Below are 23,408 nucleotides of genomic sequence, written 5' to 3'. Positions count from 1 at the left end.
TTCCTAGTTATCCCTAGTCTCTGATCAGCGCAGCTTCAGCGTGGCCAGACCAGCCAACACCAAAACCACCGTAATAATCCAAAAACGCACAATGACGCGTGGCTCCGGCCAGCCTTTCAATTCGAAATGGTGGTGCAGCGGGGCCATACGGAAAATTCGCTTACCGGTCAGCTTGAACGATGCCACCTGCAGGATGACCGACACAGTTTCCATCACAAACACGCCACCCATGATGAACAGCACAATCTCGTGACGGGTAATCACCGCGATGATGCCAAGCGCGGCCCCCAGGGCCAGAGCACCCACATCACCCATAAATACTTGTGCGGGATAGGTGTTAAACCAGAGAAAACCCAACCCGGCCCCGCCCAGCGCGGCACAAAACACCGCCAACTCTCCGGCACCCGCGATATATGGAATATGCAGGTAGTTGGCAAACTCTACGTGGCCGACCAGGTAAGCAATCAGGCCGAGCGCACCACCCACCATGACCGACGGCATAATCGCGAGCCCATCGAGGCCGTCAGTGAGGTTCACCGCGTTACTGGAACCCACCACCACGAAGTAGGTGAGCAGAATAAACATCACCGGCCCAAGGTTAATGGCTACATCTTTGAAGAACGGCACAAACAGCTGGGTTTCTGCGGGGGTAGTTGCACTCATATACAGGTAAATGGCGGCACCCAGGCCGGCCACCGACTGCCAGAAATACTTCCAGCGTGCGATCAGTCCACGTGAATTCTTTTCAACGACCTTCTTGTAGTCATCCACAAATCCAACGGCACCAAACACAAAGGTCACCAGTAGGGTTACCCACACCAGGCGGTTGTTCAGGTCGGACCAAAGCAACGCGCCAGAAAAAATTGCCGCTAGAATCAGAGTACCGCCCATGGTCGGGGTACCTGATTTGCTCAGGTGAGATTGCGGGCCATCGTCGCGTACCGCCTGCCCAACCTGCAAACGGTCCAGCCAGGCAATCATCCGCGGGCCTACCAACAGCGAGATACCCAACGCTGTCAGCGCACCAAGAATGGCCCGCACGGTAAGGTAGTTAAAGACCGAAAAGCCCTTAACATACTGTTGTAAATATTCAGCCAGCCATAGCAGCATGGTATTAACCTTTTATTGATTTCCGTCAGTCAGCGCCTGCACGATCAGCTCCATGCGCGCACTGCGGGAACCTTTCACCAGCACAGTGGTGTTTTCATCCAACTCCGGCGCCAACACTTTAATCAGCGGCTCACGCTCGGAAAAATTACGTTGTTCATGTTGATGCCCTGCGGCAAATGCCACACTGGCCGCACCGCTCAAGCTGCCCAGAGTGAAGAGCTGATCGATCCCGCGCTCGCGAGCGAGCAACCCCATCTCACGATGGGCGCTATCCGCGTCAGGCCCGAGCTCTGCCATATCGCCCAACACCAAGATCTTTTTGCCATCGCGCTGGGCGAGCATTTCAATCGCCGCGCTCACCGAGCCCGGATTGGCGTTATAGCTATCGTCAATAACCGTCGCGCCGTTACTACCGACAATGGATTGCATGCGCCCCGCCACACCACTGGAAACACCCAGCCCCGCGGCGATTTCTGGTACGGGGATCCCCGCAGCATGTGCAATACCCGAAGCCACCAGAGCATTGTGTACGTTGTGCTCTCCGAGCACCTGAAGTTGTACCGGATGGGATACCCCCTCAACGACAAGGTCAAACTTCGGGCAACCGCGAGCATCCAACTCGATGTTGTCTGGATGCACCGCCCACTGGTGGCCAAACCCTACTTCCAGGGTGCGCACACCTTCAGGCATTTCGCCACGCCAGTAGTCGGCATAGTTGTCATCCGCGTTGATCACCGCCGTGCCATCTGGGTCGAGGCTGGTGTAGATCTGCCCTTTGGCTGTAGCAATGCCGTCAATTGAGCCGAAACCCTCCACGTGCGCCGGCATCACATTGTTTACCGCGGTAATTTTGGGGTTCGCAATACTGCACAGGTAACCGATCTCGTTTGGTCCACTCGCCCCCATTTCCACGATCAGTACTTCGTGCTCCGGCGCCAGGGAAAACAGGGTCATCGGCACCCCAAAGTGATTGTTGAGGTTGCCCTGAGTCACGCACACCTTATGGCGCTGCCCAAAGATACCCGCGAGCATCTCTTTCACCGTGGTTTTGCCGCAGGAGCCAGTGATGCCAATGACCGGCCCGCTAAACTGTTCGCGACACAGGCGGCCAATCTGACCCAAGGCAACACGCGTATCCTTCACCAGCCACTGTGGTAGCGCAGAGTTTTCCAGGCGCTTTTCGCTCACGACACCGAGTACCTTGCCATCCACGTCGGCGAGAAAATCGTGGGCATCGAAGGTCTCGCCCCGCAGGGCGACAAACAATGCGGCGGGATCCAGCTTGCGCGTATCAGTACACACAGCATCAAATTGCACCGAGCCATTAACCAGCTCACCACCAAATCGTTGCTGCAATTGTTCGAGGGTCAGAGGTGCAATCATGATTCGCTCCCTGCGGTCTGTCCCGCGGCTCTGGCGAGCAGTGCGTTAGCCGCCTGTTCCCGGTCACAGAAATGCAATTTTTGCTCACCGACCAACTGGTAGTCTTCGTGACCTTTCCCTGCAATCAACACGGTATCGCCAGAGCCCGCATTCGCGACCGCGAAAGCAATCGCTTCAGCGCGGTCTGCTTTCACGACACATTTTTGACCGTCCACGCCCTGCAAAATATCGTCGATGATTTTTTGCGGGTCTTCGCTTCGCGGGTTGTCACTGGTCACTACCGGGCAATCCGACAGCTCGACCGCGATGCGTCCCATCGGGGCACGCTTTCCAGTATCGCGATCCCCGCCACAACCAAACACACACCATAACTTGCCGCGACAGTAGGGCCGCGCAGCTTCCAACGCCGCACGCAGCGCGTCTGGGGTATGGGCGTAGTCCACCAACACACTGATGTCTTCGCTTCCCCCCGTAACCACACGCTCCATGCGGCCTGGCACCGGACGAATCGTTTCGAAGGCGGCCAGAATATCCGACAGTGGCATACCTGCTGCGCCCGCCGCAGCCACAACGGCAAGCGCGTTGTGAATATTAAAGTCACCGATGAGCGGCGCCTTCAGCTGTCCCTCGCCCCACGGGGTAATCAGGCGCACCGAAAAGCCACTGTCGAGGCGCTTCAAGTCGCGAATTTGCAAATCGCCGGACTGCAAACCATAGGTAATGACTTTCAAACCTCGCAGCTTGCAGCGCTCGACCATTTGCGCTCCAAACGGATCATCGATATTGATCACACCGCGCTTGAGCTTGGGCAACCCAAACAGTTTTTCTTTGGCCGCACCGTAGGCCGCCATATTGCCGTGGTAATCGAGATGATCCCGCGTGAGGTTGGTAAATACCGCGGTATCGAACTCCAGCCCGTGCACTCGCCCCTGCGCCAACGAGTGGGAAGAAACTTCCATGGCACCGGCGCGCGCGCCCTGTGCATAGAACTCCGCGTAGTCTTTTTGTAGGCGCACCGGGTCGGGAGTGGTAAGGCCCGTATCTTCCAGATGCACTTCGCCATCTTTCCACACGCCATTGCCAATCGTGCCCATCACCGCGGCACTCCCAAAATGTGCGGCGAGTAATTGCGCGGTCAAATACGCGCAAGTGGACTTCCCGTTGGTACCGGTAATACCCACCAGGTACATCGCCGCACTCGGGTTGCCATAAAAACGCGCGGCAATTTCGCCCACGCGCGCTGCCAGTCCCGGTACGGTAATAACCTGTACGCCATCCCGCTCGACGCTATCGAGCGTGTCGCCATCAGCGAGCACCGCTGCGGCGCCACTGGCAATAGCACTTTCTATATATTCACGGCCATCCACTACGGTGCCGCGCAGCGCCATAAAAACGTCACCCGGTTTCACCTGACGGCTATCCAGGGCAACACCACTTACCGAAATATCTGGAATTCCGGCATAGCCGGGCACCAGCATCGCGAGGGATACATGGCGCGTGTTGTTCGCATTCGTTTGCTTGCGCTGGGTCACGATGTTGTACCTCTTTCGTCCAGCTGCTTTGCCAGCTGCTCTTCAGCCGGCGGAATATGTTCGGGCGGTACCTGCAGCAAGCGCATGGCGCCAGTCATCACTTTGCCAAATACCGGCGCTGCCACCTCACCGCCGTAATATTTAGTGTTGGTGGGATCATCGATCACTACCACCGCAGCAAGGCGCGGGTTATCCACAGGCACAAAGCCGGCAAACACCGAGCGATAGCGGTTGTCGACGTAACCCTCACGGCCCACCTTGTGCACGGTGCCCGTCTTTCCGGCCACACGGTAACCATCCACCGCGGCGTGCTTGCCCGTGCCCTCGGGGCCGATTACCGTCTCCAGCATGGCGGCAACTTTGCGCGCCAACTCGGCATCCACGACACGCTCCGCTGGAACACTTGTGGCAGAGTTTTTTCCCTGCTCCAAAATCAGCGAAACCGGGCGTTTTTGCCCGGCGCTTGCAACCACACTGTAGGCCTGAGCCAATTGCACCGCGTTCACTGTTAAACCGTAGCCGAACGCAAAGTTCGCTAGCTCAATGGGATGCCATCGATCCCTGGTTGGCAGGATTCCCGGGGCCTCCCCGGGGAATCCGCTGCCAACTGCCTCGCCCAGTCCCAGGCGATAAAAAAGTCCACGCAAGGTTTCGGGCTCCAGATCCATAGCCACCTTGGTAATACCCACCTGGCTCGACTTGGTAATGACCTTGGTGAGGTCAATCTCGCCGTAGTTCACCGGGTCCAGCAACGTTTTTCCCGGCAACCGGATATATCCGGGACTGGTATTGATTCGCGTATTTGGCTGCCAGCGACCAGTCTCCAGTGCCGCCAGTGCGGTCAGTGGCTTAATCGTCGAGCCGGGCTCGAACTGGTCGATCAGCGCACGGTTGCGCATTGCGGCGGCCTTAACCCCAGCGCGATTGTTCGGGTTGAACGATGGTTGATTCGCCATCGCCAATACGTCGCCGGATTGGGTATCGAGGATCACCATGTAGCCGGACGCGGCGCCGTTTTCCGCAACAGCTTTTTTCAGTTCGCGATACGCGAGGTATTGCAGACGCATATCAATGGTGAGCTGCAAGTCCCGCCCCGGACGTGCCTCCTGCTGAACCGCCAGGTCCCGTACCACGCGCCCCTTCAGGTCCTTCATCACCTGGCGCTTACCGGGCTCACCAGCCAGGGACTGCTCGTAAGCAAGCTCCAACCCTTCCTGACCAAGGTCGTCGATATTAGTAAAGCCCAGCAGCTGGGCAGTCACTTCGCCCGCCGGATAAAAACGCCGATACTCTTTCTTGCTGTATACCCCGGCCAGATCCAAAGCCAATACCTTTTGCGCGCCCTCCGGGGTCATATGGCGACGCAGGTACATAAATCCTTTGTTGCGATACTTTTTCAGGCGCTCTGCAAGACGGGCCGCTGGCGTGCCGAGCGTTGATGCGAGAAGACGCAACTGGTCCGCGCTTGCTTCTTTCAACAGTTGGGGGTTTGCCCAGATGGTGTGCACCGGCGTGCTCACCGCCAGCAACTCGCCGTTACGGTCGACAATACTGCCGCGATAGGCAGCTATTTCTTCCGTGCGAATGGTGCGTGCGCGCCCTTGGTCCTGCAGGAACCGATAGCCTTTATCTTGCTCGGGCAATACCTGCAGCCCTGCCAAATGAACCACCAGGGCTGCGGCAAGCAGGCACAGCAAACCGGCCACCAGCGCGAAGCGCCAGCGGGCAATACCCGGCTGTTGTTGCTGCTTTTTGACGGCACCCATAGTGGCGACCTTCCCCTGACCCTATTTCTTCTTTATCTATTGTTTTGGCTCAACTGCTTTGACACTGCGCCAAAACACATTCCCAACCATCTAATTCTTCGACACCAACACCCGCTCGGAGGGACCCGGCGCGTGCATTTCCAGCTTTTCCTTCGCAACCTGCTCGATACGGCTGTACGCGGACCAGGCGCCGCGCTCCAGCAACAAACGTTCCTGTTCGTAGCGCAGTTCATCTCGATAGCGCTGCGCCTGTTCCAGCTGGGCGGTCAACACCCGGCTCTGGTGCGTGGTGTGCACTACACCCAGGGCGGATACCATTACCAGCGCCCACAGCACCAACAGCCACAGCTTCTTCGTCGACATTTGTTACGCCCGACTCGGCAGCCGCTCGGCCACTCGCATCACCGCACTTCTGGAGCGGACGTTCTCACCGACTTCTTGGGCTTCCGCCTTGACCGCCTTACCCACAGAGCGAAGTGTCTTGGTGATCTGGCTGTCCATTACCGGCAAACCGCGCGGCAATTGTGGCCCCTTTTCTTGCTCGCGAATAAAGCGCTTCACGATACGATCTTCCAGTGAGTGGAAGCTGATAATGACCAGACGCCCACCGGGCTTTAACAACTGCAGCGACTTGTCCAATGCCTGATACAGGTCGTCCAACTCACCATTTATATGTATGCGTATTGCCTGGAACACGCGTGTCGCCGGGTGTTTCCCCTTTTCCCAGGCAGGGTTCGCCGCCTTCACCACTTCCGCCAGGTCAAGCGTGCGCTCAAATGGCTTTTCTGCCCGGCGCCTGGCAATGGCCGCCGCCATACGACGTGCAAAGCGCTCTTCGCCATACTCCTTAAACACCCGCGCCATTTCGGCCTCGGATTCCGTGTTAACCCAATCGGCGGCGCTCATGCCACGGCTGGTGTCCATACGCATATCCAGCGGTCCGTCCTGCATAAAGCTGAAGCCGCGCTCGGCCTGGTCCAGCTGCGGTGAGGAAACGCCCAGGTCCAGCAGGATGCCGGATACTTGCCCTTCCCTACCTGCCGCCGCCTGATCCATGTCGGCAAACGAACCATGCCAGATCGCGAAACGCGACTCCCCAGCAAAACGCTCACCGGCGTAGGCAATGGCTTGTGGATCCTTATCCACTGCCAGCAGGCTACCGGCACCCCCGAGCTGCTCCAGTACCAGTGCACTGTGACCACCACGCCCAAAAGTACCGTCTATATAAAAGCCGTCAGGGTCCACCACCAGGGCGTCCACAGCCTCGCGTAACAACACACTGCGATGCAGATCCTGGGACACCCCTTTCTCCTGCGTTTGATTAAATTCGATTACAGGGAAAGCGAGGCCATCTCTTCGGGCATCTCACCATCCCCTTCGCTGTCGTCGAGCCAATGCATCCAGCGGTCTTCGCTCCACAACTCCAGTTTCTTGCCCTGCCCCACTAGCATCAGCTTTTTCTCAAGCCCGGCGTACTCGCGCAGGGTGGGCGGAATCAGCACCCGGCCATTGGCGTCGACCTGTAATTCACAGGCATATCCGATCAATAGTCGCTGGGCGCGCCGCGCCACTTTGTTGAAACTGGACAGCGCCTCAATCTTTGGAAGAATTTCGCGCCACTGTGCATCAGGATAGACGAGTAAACAGCGCTCTTCCGTATGCGCCGTCACAACCAGACGACCATCACAATCCTCCAGCAGCGAGTCTCTTACTCGCGCCGGAATCGCCAGACGCCCCTTGGCATCCATATTGATTGCGTGGCTACCCAGATACATGAATCTGCCGCTGCTCGGTTTCTCGTGTTGAGTGCACAGTTATTAATCAAAAAAGTGGTTGGATGGCGCTGAACGGCTGGCAAATCTGAGTAAACAACCACTCACATCCACCTGAACTCCACAATCACCCACAATTTTCCACTTTTCTCCACCTACGACACTATAAATCTGAGTGAAGCAAAGTCAAGGAAATAGAGGGGAGAAAACGAGAAAGGGCCCAGTAATTTCGCGGCCTACAGGCGAAGTGGTCACATTTCAGGCGCCCACAAGGGGGAACAAAAGATCTGCAAAGCAAGCACTTACTTTGCCAACCTAACAAACCACTTTAACTTCGTGCCAGAGCGCCATGACAGGCATCAGAAATCACCGACGTGAGTGGACGCTAACCTCTCTTGAGGATACGGGGAATAGTTAAAGAGGATTTTGACGCCGAATGGCGAATTTTCCGCCAGCTATCGACTCACCCACGGATTCAGCGCCGGCCCGCCCGCACCAGTGACACAGTACCAGCCAAGCCAATAGAACGTAGGGGCATATAAAAATCAGCTTTTATTATTTTTAATACCGGATAAGTCGCTGTAGCTTTGCCATATCCAATTTTCAGCAGGAATTTTTCAGCATGGGCCTTTCAGCAGGACTGAGCACGCAAAGCGCCGCCCGCACCTTCCATCACGGTGCCGACCTGGACGCTCTCAACCAGCGCTTCAAAGACAGCAAGCCCAGTGAAATCATGGAGTTCACCATCGCCGAGGCGCAAAACCCTGTGGTCTTCACCAATTTCCGCCCCCTGGCCATTGCATTTCTCCACCTGGTAACCCGCGCCAAGCCGGACATCCCGGTTATCTGGGTGGATCACGGCTATAACACGCCGGAAACCTACCGCCACATCGAGAAGGTCATCAAGCTTCTGGACCTGAATCTGTACACCTACTCACCCAAGATGTCTGCGGCGCATTACAACGCGGTGTACGGCGGCATTCCGCCACTGGACACTCCGGAGCACGATTTCTTCTCGCGCACGGTAAAGCTGGAACCGTTTAACCGCGCCATGGAAGAGCTGAAGCCGGACGTGTGGCTGAATGGCATCCGTCACGATCAAAACGCACACCGCAAGGGTTTGGACGTGTTTACCAAGGGTAACCACGGCACCATTCGCGTAGCCCCCATGTTCCACCTCAAGGAAATTGATGTGGAAGAGTACGTGTACGAGAATGATCTGCCGGATAATGATGTGTACTTCGACCCGACCAAGGGCGAGGAGCACCGCGAGTGTGGGTTGTTACTGCAAAAGTAACGCCTTGCCCCACCCGCCCGCACAAACAGTGGCCCGCCCAGGGGCCACCAATTAGCGATATTTAGATAGGCAAGATTTAGATAGGCTAGCTGGCTGCCCCTGTCGAAGTGAACTCCGACGGGCAAGGCAGCATGGAATTTGGTGAGTCAGCCGATAAGCCGGGTTCTGTCGCGGACAATCATTCATCTGGGATGCCTGTCACCAGACACCTCAAGCGACCTACCCGCCCCCAGTGCGGGTCACACCTGCTAGCACAAGGCTAAAGGGGGCCTATTTGGTCTTGCTCCGAACGGGGTTTACCGTGCCGCGGACTGTTACCAGCCGCGCGGTGCGCTCTTACCGCACCCTTTCACCCTTACCTGTGCCTGCGAACAGGCCATCGGCGGTCTACTCTCTGCGGCACTTTCCGTAGGCTCGCGCCCCCCAGGCGTTACCTGGCGTCCCACCCTATGGAGCCCGGACTTTCCTCCGCCCAACCACCCGAGGGCGATCGAACAGCGATTGTCTGGCTGACTCGGGCGCGAAGGTTAAAGACCGGGGGTGCGGGATGCAAGACAAATTCGCGGGCGGGCGCCCAATACCCGAGTTTCGCTATTTCTGTGCCAGTGACCAGTTGTACAGCGCCTTTTTGTTTACGCCGGTGATCTCCGCCGCCAGCGCCGCAGCGCGCTTGGGGGGCAGCTCGGCCAGCAGCAACTTCATCACCCGCTCTGACTCCGCATCCAGCTCCGCGGTTTTTGATTCCACAGCGCCCCGCACCAGCAGCACGATCTCGCCCCGCTGCTGGTTACTGTCTGCGCGCACCCACTCCACCAGCTCGGCAAGCGGCAGCAACTGGATCGTCTCAAAGGCCTTGGTCAGCTCGCGCGCGATCACCGCCTCGCGCTCGCCGCCAAAGCTTTCCGCCATGGCCTCAAGGGTATCCAGCACCCGGTGGGGCGCTTCATAGAACACCATGGTGCGCGTTTCTCCGGCCAGGGCACCCAGCGCCTTGGCCCGCGCCTGCGATTTCGCTGGCAGAAACCCCTCGAAGGAGAAGCGGTCGCTGGGCAACCCGGCAGCGGACAGTGCGGCAACAAAGGCGCAGGGCCCGGGAATGGGAACCACCTGAAAACCCTGTTCACGGGCATCGCGCACCAGCCGGTAGCCGGGGTCAGAGATCAGCGGGGTACCGGCATCGGAAATAAGTGCCACCGTCTGCCCTTGCGCCAGACGCTCGAGAATATTGTTGGTACGCTGATCGTCCGAGTGGTCATGGTACGCAACCAGGGGGGTATCGATGGAAAAATGGGAAAAAAGTCTCTGACTGTGACGGGTGTCTTCCGCCGCCACCAAATCAGCGGATTGTAGAACTTCAACGGCTCGCGGTACCATATCAGCCAAATTGCCAATGGGCGTCGCGACGATATATAGCACCGCTGTATCAAGCCCCATAGTTCACTCCAGAATAAGTTTTGTGGGAGAAGAATATGTCCGCCCTTTCCCGGCGCATCCCCTTCCTGTTGAATAGCCTGGCTGCAGGCACTCTGGCGCTGGCCCTGGCCGGCTGCCAGACACCCAGTACCCAGCCCGGCACCCCGGTTGCCGCCGCGCCCAGCGACGCGGAAACCGCCAACCGCCAGAGCGCCATTCGCCTGCTGAGCGAGGCGCGCCAGCTGCCTTCGCCGCAAAAGGACCAGGCACAGCTGCAGGCGGCCGCCATTCTATACGGATTGGGCGATAACGCGACGGTTCTGCAGACCGCCAGCAGTATCGACCCGGAACAGCTGACCAACGCGGAATACGCCCAGTACGCGCAAGTCTACGGTAGCGCGCTGGCGGCGGACGACGAATTTTTCACCGCTCTGGACCTGGTAAGCGCACCCCGACTGGAACAGTCCTGGTTTGAGATCCCGGCCGCCACCGCCCTGCCGCTGCGCAACCTGCGCGCGGACCTGTGGGGCCTGATGGGCGATATCGACAGCGGCATCCAGGAGCGACAGCGCATCTCCGGCCTGCCCCTGGACGACCAGGCAACCACAACCAACAACGATGGCCTGTGGCAGCTACTGACCCAGCTGCCCTCCGCCGAACTGCGCGCGCGCGCCGACGAAAGCCTGTCACCGCAGATGCGCGCCTGGTACCAGCTGGCACTGATCGGCCGCGACACCCAGGCCGATATCAGTACCCAGCTGACCGAGCTGAGCCGCTGGCGCCAGCAGTGGCCGACCCACCCCGCGGTCAGCCACCCGCCGCAGGCCCTGCAGCTACTGGAGCAACTGGCCGCGCAACCGGCACAAAATGTCGCCTTGCTGCTGCCACTGTCCGGCCCGCTGGGTTCCGCCGGCCGCGCCATTCGCGATGGATTTATGGCGGCCTACTACAGCGCGCTGGACGCCGGTGCGCCCACACCGCAGGTGCAGGTGTATGACACCGGTACCGAACAGCCCTTCGAAGAGATTTACCAGGCCGCCGTCAACGGCGGTGCCCAGGCGATCGTTGGCCCCCTCGACAAGAGCAAGGTGGCCAATCTACTCGCCACTGAGAAGCTGCCGGTGGCTACCCTCGCCCTGAACTACGGCGATGAGGGCCGCTTGAGCGACGACTTGGTGCAATTTGGCCTCGCGATCGAAGATGAAGCGCGCCAGGTCGCCCAACAGGCTTTCCGCCAGGGCCATCGCCAGGCCATGATCCTGGCCCCCGAATCGGGCTGGGGCCAGCGCGGACTCACCGCATTCACCGAAGAGTGGAACCGCCTCGGCGGCACGGTGAGCGTCAGCCGCAACTACCGGGATAATTCCAACTTCTCGCAGCTGGTGAGCGATGCCCTGCTGATTCCTGAGAGCAAAGAGCGTGAGCGCGCCCTGCGCAGTGCCCTGTCGACCCCGCTCAAGTTCACCCCGCGCCGCCGCGGCGATGTCGACATGCTGTTTGTACTGGCACAGCCCCAGCAGGCGCGCCAGATTAAACCAATGCTGTCGTTCTTCTATGCCGGCGAACTACCGGTTTACTCCACTTCACAGATCTTTGCCGGCAATATCGACCGCCAGCGGGACCGAGACCTCAACGGCGTGCGCTTTACCGCACTGCCGTGGCTGTTTGAGGACGATAACGAAACCAAGCAGAACATCGTCAAGCAGGCAGCGCCCGCACCGGCCTTTGCCCGCCTGTATGCGCTGGGCGCCGATGCGTTCCGCCTGTACCCGCGCCTGCCGATGCTGCGCCAGTTTCCGGACCAACAGGTATACGGACTGACTGGCGCACTCAGCCTGAGTGGGGACGGTCGCATTGTGCGCGAGCAGATCTGGGCGCGCATCAATAGGGGAGCGCCGGTACCCATTACGCAGAACTGAGGATTAGAGCTGAGGGTTAATGGGCGCTCGCTGACACACATCCACCGACATCCATCGAAAGGGAATTTCATGGACACCACCAGTATCGGCAACCAGATGGAAGCGCAGGCCGAGCGGCACCTGATTGCCGCGGGCCTGCGTATCGTGGAGCGCAACTTTCGCGGGCGCTTCGGCGAAATTGATTTGATCGCACGGGATGGTAATACCCTGGTGTTTGTCGAGGTGCGCTACCGGCGCAACCGGACTTTTGGTGGCGCCGGGCTTTCCATTGACTATCGAAAACAGCGAAAATTACTGACCACGGCCAACGGCTACCTGCAATTACGCAGATTGGATTGCCCCTGCCGTTTCGACGTTGTGACGATCGAGCGCGGCGTCGGTGATGAACCACTCAACATTGACTGGATACAAAATGCCTTCGGGCAATAAATAGTCTCACTCACAGGAATACACACAGTACATGGAACAGAGAGTGGTAACCCTGTTTCACCGCAGCATTGAAGCCACCATGAATGCCGGTGAACTTTTGGCACCCTACATTGCCGAAGCCAGCGAAATGATCGTGCATACCCTGCTGGCCGAAAATAAGCTCCTGATCTGTGGCAACGGTCTCAGTGGCGCGCTCGCGCAAAGCTTTTCTGCCCAATTAATGGGTGGCTTTGAACGCGAGCGACCGGGGCTGCCGGCTATTGCACTGAATGGCGATGCGGTAACCACCGGTACCGTGGCCGGCAACCACGGCCGGGCCGAATCTTACGCGCGCCAGATTCGCGCGCTGGGGCAGCCCGGTGATTTGCTGGTGATCGTCAGCACTGACGGCCAGGATTCCAACCTGGTGCAAGCCATCCGCGCCGCGCACGACCGCGATATGGGGGTACTGGCGCTGACCGGTGGCGAGTCCGATGGTGATTGCACCGCACTGTTGGACGTACACGATATTGAACTGCGGGTACCGTCGGCGGTTGCTGCAGAGGTGCACCAGGTCCAATTATTAATACTTTTCTGTCTGTGCGATTTGATCGACAGCAGTCTGTTTGGCGGATTCGAGGAGTAATCCATGCGATCGAGCGCGAAAAAAACATTTTCCGCAACTCTTAAAATGCTTGTTGGTGGCGGCGTGCTGGCCCTGCTGGGCGGCTGTGCGACCGTGCTGGACGCCACCCATGACGGGCCTATTCAGCCTGATCCGGGTGAGCGCAGCTTTGGCACCTACATTGATGACCAGCAACTGGAGACCATCACCAAGGTCAACCTGCGCAAAGCGCATCCGGAGCTGAAGGAATCCAATATCGACGTTACCAGCTTTAACGGTGTGGTCCTGCTGACCGGACAGGTCACCAGCAATGACCTGCGCAACCTGGCCGGGCAAACGGCACAGCAGGTGCATTCGGTGCGCCAGGTGTATAACGAAATTCAGGTACGCGGCACCACGTCGGTACTGGCTCGTACCAGCGACACCTGGCTCACCACCAAGGTGAAAGGCGCGCTGATGACCGACAAGGAAATTGACAGCGGGCGCATCAAGGTTGTTACCGAGAACGGCGTAGTTTACCTGATGGGCCTGCTGACCCGCCAGGAAGCGGAAAATGCCGCGCAGAAAACCCGCACCGTGGGCGGTGTGCAAAAAGTGGTAAAAGCGGTGGAATACATCGACTGACTACACTTTTCCCAGATAAAAAAACGGAGGCCAAGGCCTCCGTTTTTTTATGCTCGAACCATGCGCTCGTGCCGCTGGATCAGGGGCGTTCGATCGCCACGGCTGTCGCTTCGCCGCCGCCGATACACAGGCTGGCTACGCCCTTCTTCAGGTCGCGATTTTCCAGCGCCGCCAGCAGGGTAACGATCACCCGGGCACCACTGGCACCCAGCGGGTGGCCCAGTGCACAGGCACCGCCATTCACGTTCACCTTCGCGCGTGGCAGGTCCAGGTCCTTCATCGCCGCCATGGTCACGACCGCGAATGCCTCATTGATCTCGAACAGGTCAACATCAGTGCTGCTCCAGCCGGTTTTTTCCAGCAGGTTCGCCATGGCGGAGACTGGTGCGGTGGTGAACCACTCCGGGGCATGGGCAAACTGGGTCTGACCACGCAATACCGCGAGCACCTTGATACCGCGGGCCTTGGCTTCGCTCTCACGCATCAGTACCAGTGCTGCGGCGCCATCGGAAATAGAGCTGGCGTTCGCCGCGGTTACGGTACCGTCCTTGCGAAACGCTGGGCGCAGTGCCGGAATCTTGTCGGGACGCGCACTGCCGGGCGCTTCATCCACACTCACTTCTAGCTCGCCCTTGCGGCTGCGTACGGTTACCGGGCTAATCTCGCGCTCAAATGCGCCCGACTCGATCGCCGCATTGGCGCGCGCCAGGGACTCAATGGCGAATTCGTCTTGCTCTTCACGGGAGAAGCTGTACTTGTCCGCGGTATTTTCCGCGAAATTGCCCATCAACTGGCCATCGGCGGCGTTTTCAAGCCCGTCCACAAACATGTGGTCGAGCACCTGACCGTGGCCCAGACGCATACCGCCGCGTGCCTTGGGCAGCATGTAGGGCGCATTGCTCATGCTCTCCATACCACCAGCAACAACGACCTTTGCATCACCGGCAAACAGGGCGTCGCGCGCCATCATCACGGTCTTCATGCCAGAACCGCACACTTTGTTCACCGTGGTGGTCGGGGTGCTCTGGGGAATGCCTGCACCCAGGGACGCCTGGCGTGCTGGTGCCTGACCGACACCCGCGGGCAGCACGCACCCCATCAGTACTTCGTCGACGTCTGCGGCATCGACACCGGCATCGGCGAGCGCACCGCGAATCGCAACTGCGCCCAGCTCAGGGGCACTGAGGCCAGAAAGCGCTCCCTGCATGGCGCCCATAGGGGTGCGTGAGATACCGACGATGACCACGGGGTCCTTAACATGCTCGCTCATACTGATTTCACTCCGAATCTAGCGGGAATTACCCGGCAAGGCTGACCAATATTGCGGAGAAACGCAATTTGGTGGCGGATTATACCCCAGCACCGCGGTGCGCGGGCTATCCGCCTTTCGTTGTACGGTCCATGGTAGTATCGAGCTCGGCGCTGGAATAAACCGATACGGATCAATCCCAATGACCGAATCCACTGACTTCCAGCAGACTTCGCGTACCACCCGAAATCCTGTGGCCTCACACGCCGCCAGGCACTCACTTACAGGGAAATTCGAGCTCTATGGAAATTTCTACCATCGTATGGCTGGTTGCTACCGCTGCCGTCGTGTTTTACATCATCAGCATCTACAACAATTTGGTGTCTCTGAAAAACCGCTATGAAAATGCGTTTGCGCAGATTGAGGTGCAACTGAAGCGTCGCTACGACCTGATCCCCAACCTGGTGGAGTCGGCCAAGGCATACCTGAAACATGAGCGCGAAACCCTCGAAGCCGTTATCTCCGCACGCAATACTGCCCTCGCCGGCCTTCAGGCTGCCGCCAGTAATCCCGGCAACGCCGCTGCGATTGCCGATCTCGGTAACGCCGAAGGAATGCTCAGCAACGCCCTGGGGCGGCTCAATGTGGTAATGGAGGCCTACCCCGACCTCAAGGCAAACCAGACCGTACAGCAAGTCATGGAAGAGCTGACCAGCACGGAAAACAAAGTGTCCTTTGCCCGCCAGGCATTTAATGACGGCGTGACCGCATACAACATTTTCCGCCAGAGCTTCCCGCCGGTGTTCTTTGCCGGGTTTTTCGGCCACCGGGAGAATGGCAAGCTACTGGAGTTTGCCGATTCTGAGGTGTTCCAGGCGGCGCCCCGCGTCGAGTTCTAATTCAGGGCTAAGCACCAATGAACTTTTTTGAATATCAGGACAAGGCGCGGCGCAACAGCGGCGTGCTACTCGCCCTATTTTGCGCAGCGGTGATCGGGCTAGTGGCAATCACCACGGTGTTCGTTGCCTTTGTTACCAGCTACTCGGACCTGCGCAATCCCGCGGTAGATACATCGCTTACCGGTATCCTCAGCCACCTGGGCTGGGAGACCGTCGCCGGGATCGCTGTTACCATCACCGCCATCATCGGCCTGGCCAGCCTGTTTCGACTGCGCCAGCTGGCGGGCGGGGGCCGCGCCGTTGCCGAATCCCTCGGTGGGCGCAAAATCAACACATCGCCCTCTGGCCTGGCAGAGCAACGCGCGCTAAATGTGGTTGAAGAGATGGCCCTCGCTTCCGGTACCCCCGTACCGGACGTCTACATCCTTGAAGACACTGCGATTAATGCGTTCGCCGCCGGTTATGCGCCGAGCGATGCCGTCATTGGCCTGACCCGCGGCTGCATCGAACAGCTCGACCGCGACGAGTTACAGGGCGTTGTGGCACACGAATTCAGCCATATCTTTAACGGCGACATGCGCCTCAACATTCGCATTGTGGGGCTGCTACACGGCATTCTGATTATCGGTCTGGTGGGCAGCTGGCTGCTTCGCGGTAGCTACCTGGGGGGCCGGCGCAGCAGCCGCGGTCGCGCGCCGCTATTTGCGGCCGGGATGGGGCTGGTCGTCATTGGCTACACAGGTACTTTTTTTGGCAACCTGATCAAATCTGCGGTGAGCCGTCAGCGGGAATACCTGGCAGACGCGTCAGCGGTGCAATTTACCCGCAATAAACAGGGCATTGCCGGCGCGCTGAAAAAAATTGCCCAACATACGTCGGGTTCAAACCTACAAGCGGCCAATGCCAGTGAATTTAGCCACATGTACTTCGCCAGCGGACTGAGGGCGCGCTTTGGCGGGCTATTCGCCACGCACCCTCCCCTCGATGCGCGTATTTCACGCCTCGACCCACAGTGGCAAACAAGTGGTTACACCAATGAAAGCGCCATCGCCGCCATGGCAGGTTCAGACACGGCTGCGGTCTCGCAGATGCACAACTCGCACAGCGCAAGCGACCCGATCAACGCATCGACCACGAATGCCGCCCCTGCAGGTAATCCTTACCAGGCTAAGCTTGAGGACATTGTCGAGGTGGTGGATAACAATATCGCCAATCCCTCATACCAGCAATGCGCGCAGGGCAAGGTGTTGCTTGCAGAAATACCTGCGTCATTGCAGGCAGCAGCGCGTGATCCCTTTGCGGCGCGCGCACTGGTCTACGGTTTGCTGATTGACAGTGAAGAGGCATCAAAACACCGTGTGACGCAGCTTGAATTGCTCGCCAAGATCGCACACCCGGCTGTGCTGCGTGAGTTTAAAAAGCTGAACGGTGAGCTGATGGGGATTGGAACGCACCTGCGCTTGCCACTGCTGGACCTGTGTATTCCGGCCCTGAAGTCTCTGGCCGCACAGCAGTTTCAGATCTTCAAGCGCAACGTCATCAAGCTACTGCGCGCCGATGGCAAGATCGAGATCTGGGAGTGGGCACTCTATCGCGTGCTTATGCATGGCCTGGAGCAGAACCCCGATCGGCATCGCACGCTCAACGCGCGCAAAACAAGCAGCAAGGCCCTCGTTGATGCGCACCAGTTCTTGCTGGCGACCATGGCACACGCGGACTGTGAGGATTACCTGGCGGCCAAGCGGGCCTTTGAAACCGGCGTGCGACAGTTGGGATTGAACTTGGTGGCACTGCCCGCACGCGCGGACATGACACTGCAGAGGCTGGACAAGGCGGTAGCCATCGCCCGGGACACCCCCGCCCTGCGGAAACCTGCGCTTCTTAAGGCACTGGCGACAACCATGAGCCATGATGGCATCGTCGATGGACGCGAGGTTGATTTGTTGCGCGCTATCGCGGACTGCCTGGACTGCCCGATGCCGCCGCTGGCCTTGAGCGACCGCGGGCAGGCACTCAGCCCAACCGCGGCAATGGAAGAAACCGCTTAAACCTATCAGCGGCAACAGCCGGCATGCTCGCTGTGTCTACACGTCCATATGCTCTCATACCGGCTCGCAAGTGAACCTCAACCGGGTTGAGGTTCACTAATTTTGATACACGGGGCCAATCCCCATACTCCACAGAATAACGGTACCAATCCGCACCGTTACCAGCAGCACCAAGCCCACCGTAATCACCGACGACGCGTAAACAAACGCGCGCTCTTTATCGATGTTCATCAGGATCGGTATGCCCTCGTAAATGAGATATACCGAGTAGGCGGTGGCTGCCAGCGTAACCGCCGCATTCAACCACAGGTTCGGGTAGAGCCCGATAAAGCCAACCAGGAAGATGGGCGTTGTCACAAAGACCGCAAGTGCCGTGCCCTCGTAGTGGCGGGTCTCCTCGTCACCTTCCACCTTAAAGCTTTTCGCCATCCAATTGATAAATTCGCCAAAGATATAAACGCCGAATAGCAGGGAGAAATACGTGATGATGGCGAGGGTGAGCGCACTGCCAGGTGTGAGCTTTTGCACATTGTCGCCCACAGAGAAGCCGACCTGGGTCACCCCGATATAGGCGGACACAACCGGTATCAGCGCCAGAATGGGTACATGGCTCAAAAACACCTGCACAAACGAGTGCTTGTCGGACCGGATAGCCTGCCACTCCTTATCCGGGTTGGTGAATATTCCTATGGTATGGCTCAGTAGTCTCACTTGCTCTCCTCCTATACACGGCTTGATAGCAGTATCGGAAGGTGCCAGCGAATTCACCAATGAAGAACAGGATTACGGCGTCAATTTTTACGCCAAAAGGACTTAAGAAGAGTTACGCAGCGTATCGGCGGGCCAAAGACGGTGCTTTGGTTAAATATGGCGCCAAACAATGACGCCAACAGGTGCCCCTCGGGCAGGGGCACCCGAGGAGGGTCACTTCACCACGCGCAGTGCGGGCTTTTTCACCGGCTTTTTCAGCGTGGTGGGCGGTGTGGGCTCTGGTGGTTCCGGGGTCTCTTCCGGCTCGAATACCATACCCTGGCCATTTTCGCGGGCATAGATCCCCACCACCGCACCGACGGGTACCTGGATATCCGTAGGCACACCGCCGAAGCGCGCATTAAAGCGGATAGCGTAGTTATCCATGGTGAGGCCAACCACCGCGGTTTCCGACACATTCAGCACGATCTGGCCATCTTCATTGACGTGTTGCTGGGGAACCAGCACCCCGTCCAGGTGGGTGTCCACCAACAGATATGGGGTGCACTTGTTATCGGTTATCCACTCGTAAAACGCCCGCAACAGATACGGGCGGTTGGACGTCATCGGCGGCTTATTCAATCAGCACCTCAGGCGCGCATTTCGCGCTCAAACTCGGTCAAGCTTTGCTGGAAGGCTTCGCGAGCGAACAGGCGATCCATGTAGTCCAGCAGTGGCTTGGCCTGCTTGGTCTTCGGCAACGCAACCTCAAGCTGGTCGAGACGCCACAGCAGTGGTGCCATGCAGCAATCCACCAAAGAGAACTCTTCATTAAAGAAGTACGGCAGATCGGTGAACATCGGCGCGATACCTACCAGGCTGTCACGCAAGTCCTTGCGGGCGGCAGCAACGTCCTTACCGCCGGCCAGGATCTTATCCACCAGCGGACACCAGTCGCGCTCGATGCGATGCATGATCTGGCGGCTCTGTGCACGGGCTACCGGGTATACCGGCAACAGCGGCGGATGCGGGAAGCGCTCATCGAGGTATTCCATCATAACCTTGGTCTCAAACAGCACCAGGTCACGGTCAACCAGCGTCGGCAGTGAGTTGTAGGGGTTGAGGTCGGCAAGCTCTGCCGGCTTGTCATCGGGATCTACGTCGATGATTTCGACAGAAACACCTTTTTCCGCAAGCACAATGCGCACACGGTGGCTGAAGTGACAACGACCGTCGGAAAAGAAGGTCATGGAGGAGCGCTTGTTGGTCGGCACACCCATTATGGAACTACCTCAATCTACTGACCGGAGCAGGTCCGGCCGAAACATTCAAAAATAGAAAACGGGTGGTGAGCTAATGCCGGCAATGCGGCGGCCCACCACCCGAAAAACTCTCAGGCCTAACCTCAGTGGTGTACGTCTTTCCAGTACTCGCGGTTAAGCAACCAAGCGAAAATGAAGAACACCAGAATAAAGGCCAGCACGTAGAAACCAATGCGCTTGCGGGTTTCTGCCATCGGCTCAGCAATGTACTCCATGAAGTTCACCAGGTCGTACACCGCCTGGTCATACTGCACTTCATCCATTGAGCCTTTTACATCGCCCACCCGCAGGCTGCCACAATCGGCATCCATGATCGGGTTGCCCATTTCATCGCGTACAACTTTGCCGTGGTCGCGCTGCGGGCCGGGGGCACATTCGGGCAAACCTTGCAGCTCCATCAGCACGTGCGGCATACCAACGTTAGGGAAAACCTTGTTGTTTACACCCAGCGGACGGCTGTCATCTTTATAGAAGCTGCGCAGGTAAGTGTATAGCCATTCTGGCGAACGGGCGCGCGCCACCAGCGTCAGATCGGGAGGAGTGGCGCCGAACCAGACTTTGGAATCGTCTGGTTTCATGGAGATCTCCATCAGATCACCAATTTTTGCGTCACCCAGCACCAGGTTTGCGAGCATCAGTTCGTTTGGGATATCCAGGTCTGTTGCCACACGCTCCCAGCGGGAAAAGTTGGCGCTGTGACACCCCATGCAATAGTTCACAAAGTACTTGGCACCACGCTGCAGAGACGGCTTGTCAGTCAGGTCGGTCTTGATGTAATCCAGCTCAACCTTGCTCTCTGCGCCTACCGCCTTGATCGGGATAAAGGTCAGCAGCAGTACCGCGATAATACCGGCAAACAGAATAATGAACGTCTTGGCACCAGACGGGCTGGTAACACGCTCAGGCTCCGGGTGCACCACGTCGCGGTCGGTCAACCAGGGCAGAATTCCGAAGAACACGGCAAACAGCAGGGACAGGAAGCCGACGAACAAGCTCGCGCCCCAGTTCGCCACCGCCATCCACAGGAACATAAAGCCAAATGCACCACTGACAATCCACGACAGCATGCCCTTGCGGCTGGTGGGGTTGGTCCAGATCGGCATGGTTACGAAGAAGGCGAAGTAGAACAGGGTTGCTACCTGAGCCAGGAAGTTACGCCCAGGGGTCGGAGATTTCACACCCAGGTAACCCAGGATGATGAAGATCGCCGCGAATACCAGCAGCAGAACCTTCGGCAGCCAACCTTTGTAGCGAATGGAGCGCACCGGGCTCTTATCCAGCCATGGCAACACAAACAGGATCGCAATGGCTGCGCCCATGGCCACCAGGCCGAGGAACTTCGCTGTCAGCGGGCCGATATCGATGGTTACCGCACGCAGTACTGCGTAGAACGGCGTAAAGTACCAAACCGGTGCAATATGCTCAGGTGTCTTCAGTGGGTTGGCTTCCTCAAAGTTCGCGTATTCAAGGAAGAAACCACCCATTTCCGGGAAGAAGAACACAACAACACAGAAGGCAAACAGGAATACTGCAATACCCACCAGGTCGTGCACGGTGTAGTACGGATGGAAGGCAACGCCGTCCAGGGGCACACCGTTTTCATCTTTGTGCTTCTTGATATCGATGCCGTCCGGGTTATTGGAACCGACTTCGTGCAGCGCCAGAATATGCAGCACCACCAGCAGCACCAGTACCAGCGGCAGTGCGATCACATGCAGGGAGAAGAAGCGCGTCAGGGTAATGCCTGAAATCAGGTAGTCACCACGAATCCACTGAACCAGATCTTCACCAATGCCCGGAATAGCGCCGAACAGGGATACGATTACCTGGGCACCCCAGTAGGACATCTGTCCCCAGGGCAGTACGTAGCCCATGAAGGCTTCCGCCATTAGCACCAGGTAGATACACATACCGAAGATCCACACCAGCTCGCGCGGTGGCTTGTAGGAGCCATACATTAGCGCGCGGAACATGTGCAGGTAGACCACCACGAAGAATGCGGAGGCACCGGTGGAGTGCAGATAGCGAATGATCCACCCCATTTCTACATCACGCATGATGTATTCAACGGACGCGAATGCGTCTTCGGCGGTGGGGGCATAGCTCATCACCAGCCAGATACCGGTCACCAGCTGGTTCACCAGAACCAGCATGGAGAGCACGCCAAAGAAATACCACAGGTTAAAGTTCTTGGGCGCGTAGTACTTACCCATATGGGTATCCCACGCGCGGTAGATCGGCAGTCGCTGGTCAACCCAGTCGCCAAGTGCGGTTAGCCAGTTCATGCAGCGCCCTCCTGATCTACGCCAATTACGATTACGTCATCCCCATCGTAGGAATAGGGAGGTACTTCCATATTCAGCGGAGCCGGAACACCGGTATAAACACGGCCAGCCAGGTCATACTTGGAGCCGTGACAGGCACAGAAGAAACCACCCTGCCACTGATCACCGCCGAGGTCGGCAGTGCCAACTTCCGGGCGGTACATGGGCGCACAGCCCAGGTGCGTACAGAGACCGACAAGCACCAGAATCTGTGGCTTGATGGCACGATTTTCCGGATCAACATACGTCGGCTGGGAAGATTCCTGAGACTCAGGATCACGCAGGAACGGATCAACCTTCGTCAGGTTATCCAGAACTTCCTGGGTACGACGCACCACATAGACAGGCTTACCGCGCCACTCAACGGTGACCATCTGGCCCGGCTCCAGCTTGGCAATGTTGTACTTAACTGGTGCGCCGGCGGCCTTAGCCTTGGCACTCGGATTCCAGGAGGCGACAAAAGGTACAGCGACCCCTACTGCCCCGGCACCACCCACAACGGAGGTAGCGGCAGTCAGGAATCGACGACGCCCCACATTTACACCGTCATCACTCATGACGTAGATCTCCCATCACAGCGCCCCGTAACCTGCCATATGCAAGCTCGAGACTGACTGGCCCAAACCCAAAATTCCGGAAAATGTCTGTCAAGAATCCAAAACACCACGGCACGCAGGTAAATCAGGGTAGCCCGCGCGTTGGCAGTGACGATACAGCTCCAATGGCCGAAAACCAGAGAGAACAGAGCGCCCGTGTGACGATAAATGTCCTACCGTCACATAATCAGAGACTTAAAACAGAAACTCCCCTACAACTGGCCCGCCTGCTCGACCATAAGACAAAATGGCCAAACCCCAGGTGCAAGCGGATAGAAATTCGCGCAATGTTAAAGAAAATGCCAATTTGATACAAGGTGAATACCTCGGCGAACGTCGGTAATCCCGCGGCCAACTGGCGACTTTTTGCCCAGCAGCCAGCACCCAATCGACACAATCACAAAAACGCGAACAAAAAAAAGCCCGGCATA

Annotated in this window: 21 protein-coding genes and 1 other RNA gene; 7 read left to right on the top strand and 15 right to left on the bottom strand. The window is 58.0% G+C overall.

Features of this window, described 5'->3' with window-relative positions:
• Nucleotides 1-24: 24 nt before the first annotated feature.
• The 7 genes from mraY to mraZ form a co-directional block, all read right to left on the bottom strand.
• Nucleotides 25-1,110 carry a phospho-N-acetylmuramoyl-pentapeptide-transferase gene (mraY, locus tag AS89_RS0110380; protein WP_010132536.1) on the bottom strand — a complete coding sequence of 362 codons (1,086 nt, stop codon included), beginning with the start codon at nt 1,108-1,110 and terminating at the stop codon, nt 25-27.
• Nucleotides 1,111-1,122: 12 nt separating this feature from the next.
• Nucleotides 1,123-2,493: a UDP-N-acetylmuramoyl-tripeptide--D-alanyl-D-alanine ligase gene (locus AS89_RS0110375; protein ID WP_010132535.1), complete on the bottom strand. Its 1,371-nt coding sequence runs from the start codon at nt 2,491-2,493 to the stop codon at nt 1,123-1,125.
• Nucleotides 2,490-4,025, bottom strand: coding sequence for a UDP-N-acetylmuramoyl-L-alanyl-D-glutamate--2,6-diaminopimelate ligase (locus AS89_RS0110370; RefSeq protein WP_010132534.1), 1,536 nt, complete (start codon nt 4,023-4,025; stop codon nt 2,490-2,492). The genes AS89_RS0110375 and AS89_RS0110370 overlap by 4 nt, the downstream gene beginning before the upstream one ends.
• A complete protein-coding gene (locus tag AS89_RS0110365; RefSeq protein WP_010132533.1) occupies nt 4,022-5,791 on the bottom strand; it encodes a peptidoglycan D,D-transpeptidase FtsI family protein in 1,770 nt (589 codons plus the stop codon). The genes AS89_RS0110370 and AS89_RS0110365 overlap by 4 nt, the downstream gene beginning before the upstream one ends.
• A gap of 90 nt (nt 5,792-5,881) precedes the next feature.
• Nucleotides 5,882-6,154, bottom strand: coding sequence for a cell division protein FtsL (ftsL, locus tag AS89_RS0110360; protein WP_010132531.1), 273 nt, complete (start codon nt 6,152-6,154; stop codon nt 5,882-5,884).
• Between the two features lie 3 nt (nt 6,155-6,157).
• Nucleotides 6,158-7,093: a 16S rRNA (cytosine(1402)-N(4))-methyltransferase RsmH gene (gene rsmH, locus AS89_RS0110355; protein WP_010132530.1), complete on the bottom strand. Its 936-nt coding sequence runs from the start codon at nt 7,091-7,093 to the stop codon at nt 6,158-6,160.
• 29 nt (nt 7,094-7,122) lie between these two features.
• Nucleotides 7,123-7,566 (bottom strand): division/cell wall cluster transcriptional repressor MraZ, encoded by a 444-nt coding sequence (gene mraZ, locus AS89_RS0110350; RefSeq protein WP_010132529.1) that lies wholly within the window; start codon nt 7,564-7,566, stop codon nt 7,123-7,125.
• A gap of 619 nt (nt 7,567-8,185) precedes the next feature.
• Here mraZ and AS89_RS0110345 point away from each other — a divergent pair.
• Nucleotides 8,186-8,860, top strand: coding sequence for a phosphoadenosine phosphosulfate reductase domain-containing protein (locus tag AS89_RS0110345; protein WP_010132528.1), 675 nt, complete (start codon nt 8,186-8,188; stop codon nt 8,858-8,860).
• Nucleotides 8,861-8,998: 138 nt separating this feature from the next.
• On the opposite strand, the gene rnpB is transcribed toward AS89_RS0110345, so the two are convergent.
• Together rnpB and rsmI are read right to left on the bottom strand one after the other, a co-directional pair.
• Nucleotides 8,999-9,377: RNase P RNA component class A (gene rnpB / locus AS89_RS18210), an RNA gene on the bottom strand.
• Between the two features lie 74 nt (nt 9,378-9,451).
• Nucleotides 9,452-10,294, bottom strand: a complete 843-nt coding sequence (gene rsmI / locus AS89_RS0110340) for a 16S rRNA (cytidine(1402)-2'-O)-methyltransferase (RefSeq protein ID WP_010132527.1) — start codon at nt 10,292-10,294, stop codon at nt 9,452-9,454.
• A gap of 35 nt (nt 10,295-10,329) precedes the next feature.
• Here rsmI and AS89_RS0110335 point away from each other — a divergent pair, with 35 nt between their 5' ends.
• The 4 genes from AS89_RS0110335 (at nt 10,330) to AS89_RS0110320 (ending at nt 13,849) form a co-directional block, all read left to right on the top strand.
• The gene (locus tag AS89_RS0110335; RefSeq protein ID WP_010132526.1) at nt 10,330-12,192 is read left to right on the top strand and encodes a penicillin-binding protein activator; all 1,863 of its coding nucleotides are present in this window, start codon (nt 10,330-10,332) and stop codon (nt 12,190-12,192) included.
• A 69-nt stretch (nt 12,193-12,261) separates the two neighbouring features.
• Nucleotides 12,262-12,621, top strand: coding sequence for a YraN family protein (locus AS89_RS0110330; RefSeq protein ID WP_010132525.1), 360 nt, complete (start codon nt 12,262-12,264; stop codon nt 12,619-12,621).
• 31 nt (nt 12,622-12,652) lie between these two features.
• Nucleotides 12,653-13,246, top strand: coding sequence for an SIS domain-containing protein (locus AS89_RS0110325; RefSeq protein WP_010132524.1), 594 nt, complete (start codon nt 12,653-12,655; stop codon nt 13,244-13,246).
• A 3-nt stretch (nt 13,247-13,249) separates the two neighbouring features.
• The gene (locus AS89_RS0110320; RefSeq protein ID WP_010132522.1) at nt 13,250-13,849 is read left to right on the top strand and encodes a BON domain-containing protein; all 600 of its coding nucleotides are present in this window, start codon (nt 13,250-13,252) and stop codon (nt 13,847-13,849) included.
• Between the two features lie 79 nt (nt 13,850-13,928).
• Here the strand turns inward: AS89_RS0110320 and AS89_RS0110315 are convergent, their stop codons facing one another.
• Nucleotides 13,929-15,119, bottom strand: coding sequence for an acetyl-CoA C-acyltransferase (locus AS89_RS0110315; protein WP_010132521.1), 1,191 nt, complete (start codon nt 15,117-15,119; stop codon nt 13,929-13,931).
• Nucleotides 15,120-15,400: 281 nt separating this feature from the next.
• On the opposite strand from AS89_RS0110315, the gene AS89_RS0110310 reads away from it, so the two are divergent.
• Together AS89_RS0110310 and AS89_RS0110305 are read left to right on the top strand one after the other, a co-directional pair.
• The gene (locus AS89_RS0110310) at nt 15,401-15,997 is read left to right on the top strand and encodes a LemA family protein (RefSeq protein ID WP_010132520.1); all 597 of its coding nucleotides are present in this window, start codon (nt 15,401-15,403) and stop codon (nt 15,995-15,997) included.
• A 17-nt stretch (nt 15,998-16,014) separates the two neighbouring features.
• The gene (locus AS89_RS0110305; RefSeq protein ID WP_010132519.1) at nt 16,015-18,045 is read left to right on the top strand and encodes a M48 family metallopeptidase; all 2,031 of its coding nucleotides are present in this window, start codon (nt 16,015-16,017) and stop codon (nt 18,043-18,045) included.
• Nucleotides 18,046-18,141: 96 nt separating this feature from the next.
• On the opposite strand, the gene AS89_RS0110300 is transcribed toward AS89_RS0110305, so the two are convergent.
• The 5 genes from AS89_RS0110300 to petA form a co-directional block, all read right to left on the bottom strand.
• Nucleotides 18,142-18,756, bottom strand: coding sequence for a Yip1 family protein (locus AS89_RS0110300; RefSeq protein WP_010132518.1), 615 nt, complete (start codon nt 18,754-18,756; stop codon nt 18,142-18,144).
• A 213-nt stretch (nt 18,757-18,969) separates the two neighbouring features.
• Nucleotides 18,970-19,362, bottom strand: coding sequence for a ClpXP protease specificity-enhancing factor (locus AS89_RS0110295; RefSeq protein ID WP_010132517.1), 393 nt, complete (start codon nt 19,360-19,362; stop codon nt 18,970-18,972).
• Nucleotides 19,363-19,385: 23 nt separating this feature from the next.
• Nucleotides 19,386-20,015 (bottom strand): glutathione S-transferase N-terminal domain-containing protein, encoded by a 630-nt coding sequence (locus AS89_RS0110290; protein ID WP_010132516.1) that lies wholly within the window; start codon nt 20,013-20,015, stop codon nt 19,386-19,388.
• Between the two features lie 125 nt (nt 20,016-20,140).
• The gene (locus AS89_RS0110285; RefSeq protein WP_010132515.1) at nt 20,141-22,342 is read right to left on the bottom strand and encodes a ubiquinol-cytochrome c reductase; all 2,202 of its coding nucleotides are present in this window, start codon (nt 22,340-22,342) and stop codon (nt 20,141-20,143) included.
• Nucleotides 22,339-22,938, bottom strand: a complete 600-nt coding sequence (petA, locus tag AS89_RS0110280; RefSeq protein ID WP_010132514.1) for a ubiquinol-cytochrome c reductase iron-sulfur subunit — start codon at nt 22,936-22,938, stop codon at nt 22,339-22,341. The genes AS89_RS0110285 and petA overlap by 4 nt, the downstream gene beginning before the upstream one ends.
• Nucleotides 22,939-23,408: the final 470 nt, after the last annotated feature.

The sequence above is a fragment of the Microbulbifer agarilyticus S89 genome (assembly GCF_000220505.1).
GTDB classification, from domain to species: domain Bacteria; phylum Pseudomonadota; class Gammaproteobacteria; order Pseudomonadales; family Cellvibrionaceae; genus Microbulbifer; species Microbulbifer agarilyticus_B.
This window is presented reverse-complemented; position numbering and strand designations above follow the sequence as displayed.

Excerpts from the sequence above, each read along its gene's own strand:
- mraY (WP_010132536.1), bottom strand. The coding sequence starts at position 1,110 with ATGCTGCTATGGCTGGCTGAATATTTACAACAGTATGTTAAGGGCTTT.
- AS89_RS0110375 (WP_010132535.1), bottom strand. The coding sequence starts at position 2,493 with ATGATTGCACCTCTGACCCTCGAACAATTGCAGCAACGATTTGGTGGT.
- AS89_RS0110365 (WP_010132533.1), bottom strand. The coding sequence starts at position 5,791 with ATGGGTGCCGTCAAAAAGCAGCAACAACAGCCGGGTATTGCCCGCTGG.
- ftsL (WP_010132531.1), bottom strand. The coding sequence starts at position 6,154 with ATGTCGACGAAGAAGCTGTGGCTGTTGGTGCTGTGGGCGCTGGTAATG.
- mraZ (WP_010132529.1), bottom strand. The coding sequence starts at position 7,566 with ATGTATCTGGGTAGCCACGCAATCAATATGGATGCCAAGGGGCGTCTG.
- AS89_RS0110345 (WP_010132528.1), top strand. The coding sequence starts at position 8,186 with ATGGGCCTTTCAGCAGGACTGAGCACGCAAAGCGCCGCCCGCACCTTC.
- rsmI (WP_010132527.1), bottom strand. The coding sequence starts at position 10,294 with ATGGGGCTTGATACAGCGGTGCTATATATCGTCGCGACGCCCATTGGC.
- AS89_RS0110335 (WP_010132526.1), top strand. The coding sequence starts at position 10,330 with ATGTCCGCCCTTTCCCGGCGCATCCCCTTCCTGTTGAATAGCCTGGCT.
- AS89_RS0110330 (WP_010132525.1), top strand. The coding sequence starts at position 12,262 with ATGGACACCACCAGTATCGGCAACCAGATGGAAGCGCAGGCCGAGCGG.
- AS89_RS0110325 (WP_010132524.1), top strand. The coding sequence starts at position 12,653 with ATGGAACAGAGAGTGGTAACCCTGTTTCACCGCAGCATTGAAGCCACC.
- AS89_RS0110320 (WP_010132522.1), top strand. The coding sequence starts at position 13,250 with ATGCGATCGAGCGCGAAAAAAACATTTTCCGCAACTCTTAAAATGCTT.
- AS89_RS0110315 (WP_010132521.1), bottom strand. The coding sequence starts at position 15,119 with ATGAGCGAGCATGTTAAGGACCCCGTGGTCATCGTCGGTATCTCACGC.
- AS89_RS0110310 (WP_010132520.1), top strand. The coding sequence starts at position 15,401 with ATGGAAATTTCTACCATCGTATGGCTGGTTGCTACCGCTGCCGTCGTG.
- AS89_RS0110305 (WP_010132519.1), top strand. The coding sequence starts at position 16,015 with ATGAACTTTTTTGAATATCAGGACAAGGCGCGGCGCAACAGCGGCGTG.
- AS89_RS0110295 (WP_010132517.1), bottom strand. The coding sequence starts at position 19,362 with ATGACGTCCAACCGCCCGTATCTGTTGCGGGCGTTTTACGAGTGGATA.
- AS89_RS0110290 (WP_010132516.1), bottom strand. The coding sequence starts at position 20,015 with ATGGGTGTGCCGACCAACAAGCGCTCCTCCATGACCTTCTTTTCCGAC.
- AS89_RS0110285 (WP_010132515.1), bottom strand. The coding sequence starts at position 22,342 with ATGAACTGGCTAACCGCACTTGGCGACTGGGTTGACCAGCGACTGCCG.
- petA (WP_010132514.1), bottom strand. The coding sequence starts at position 22,938 with ATGAGTGATGACGGTGTAAATGTGGGGCGTCGTCGATTCCTGACTGCC.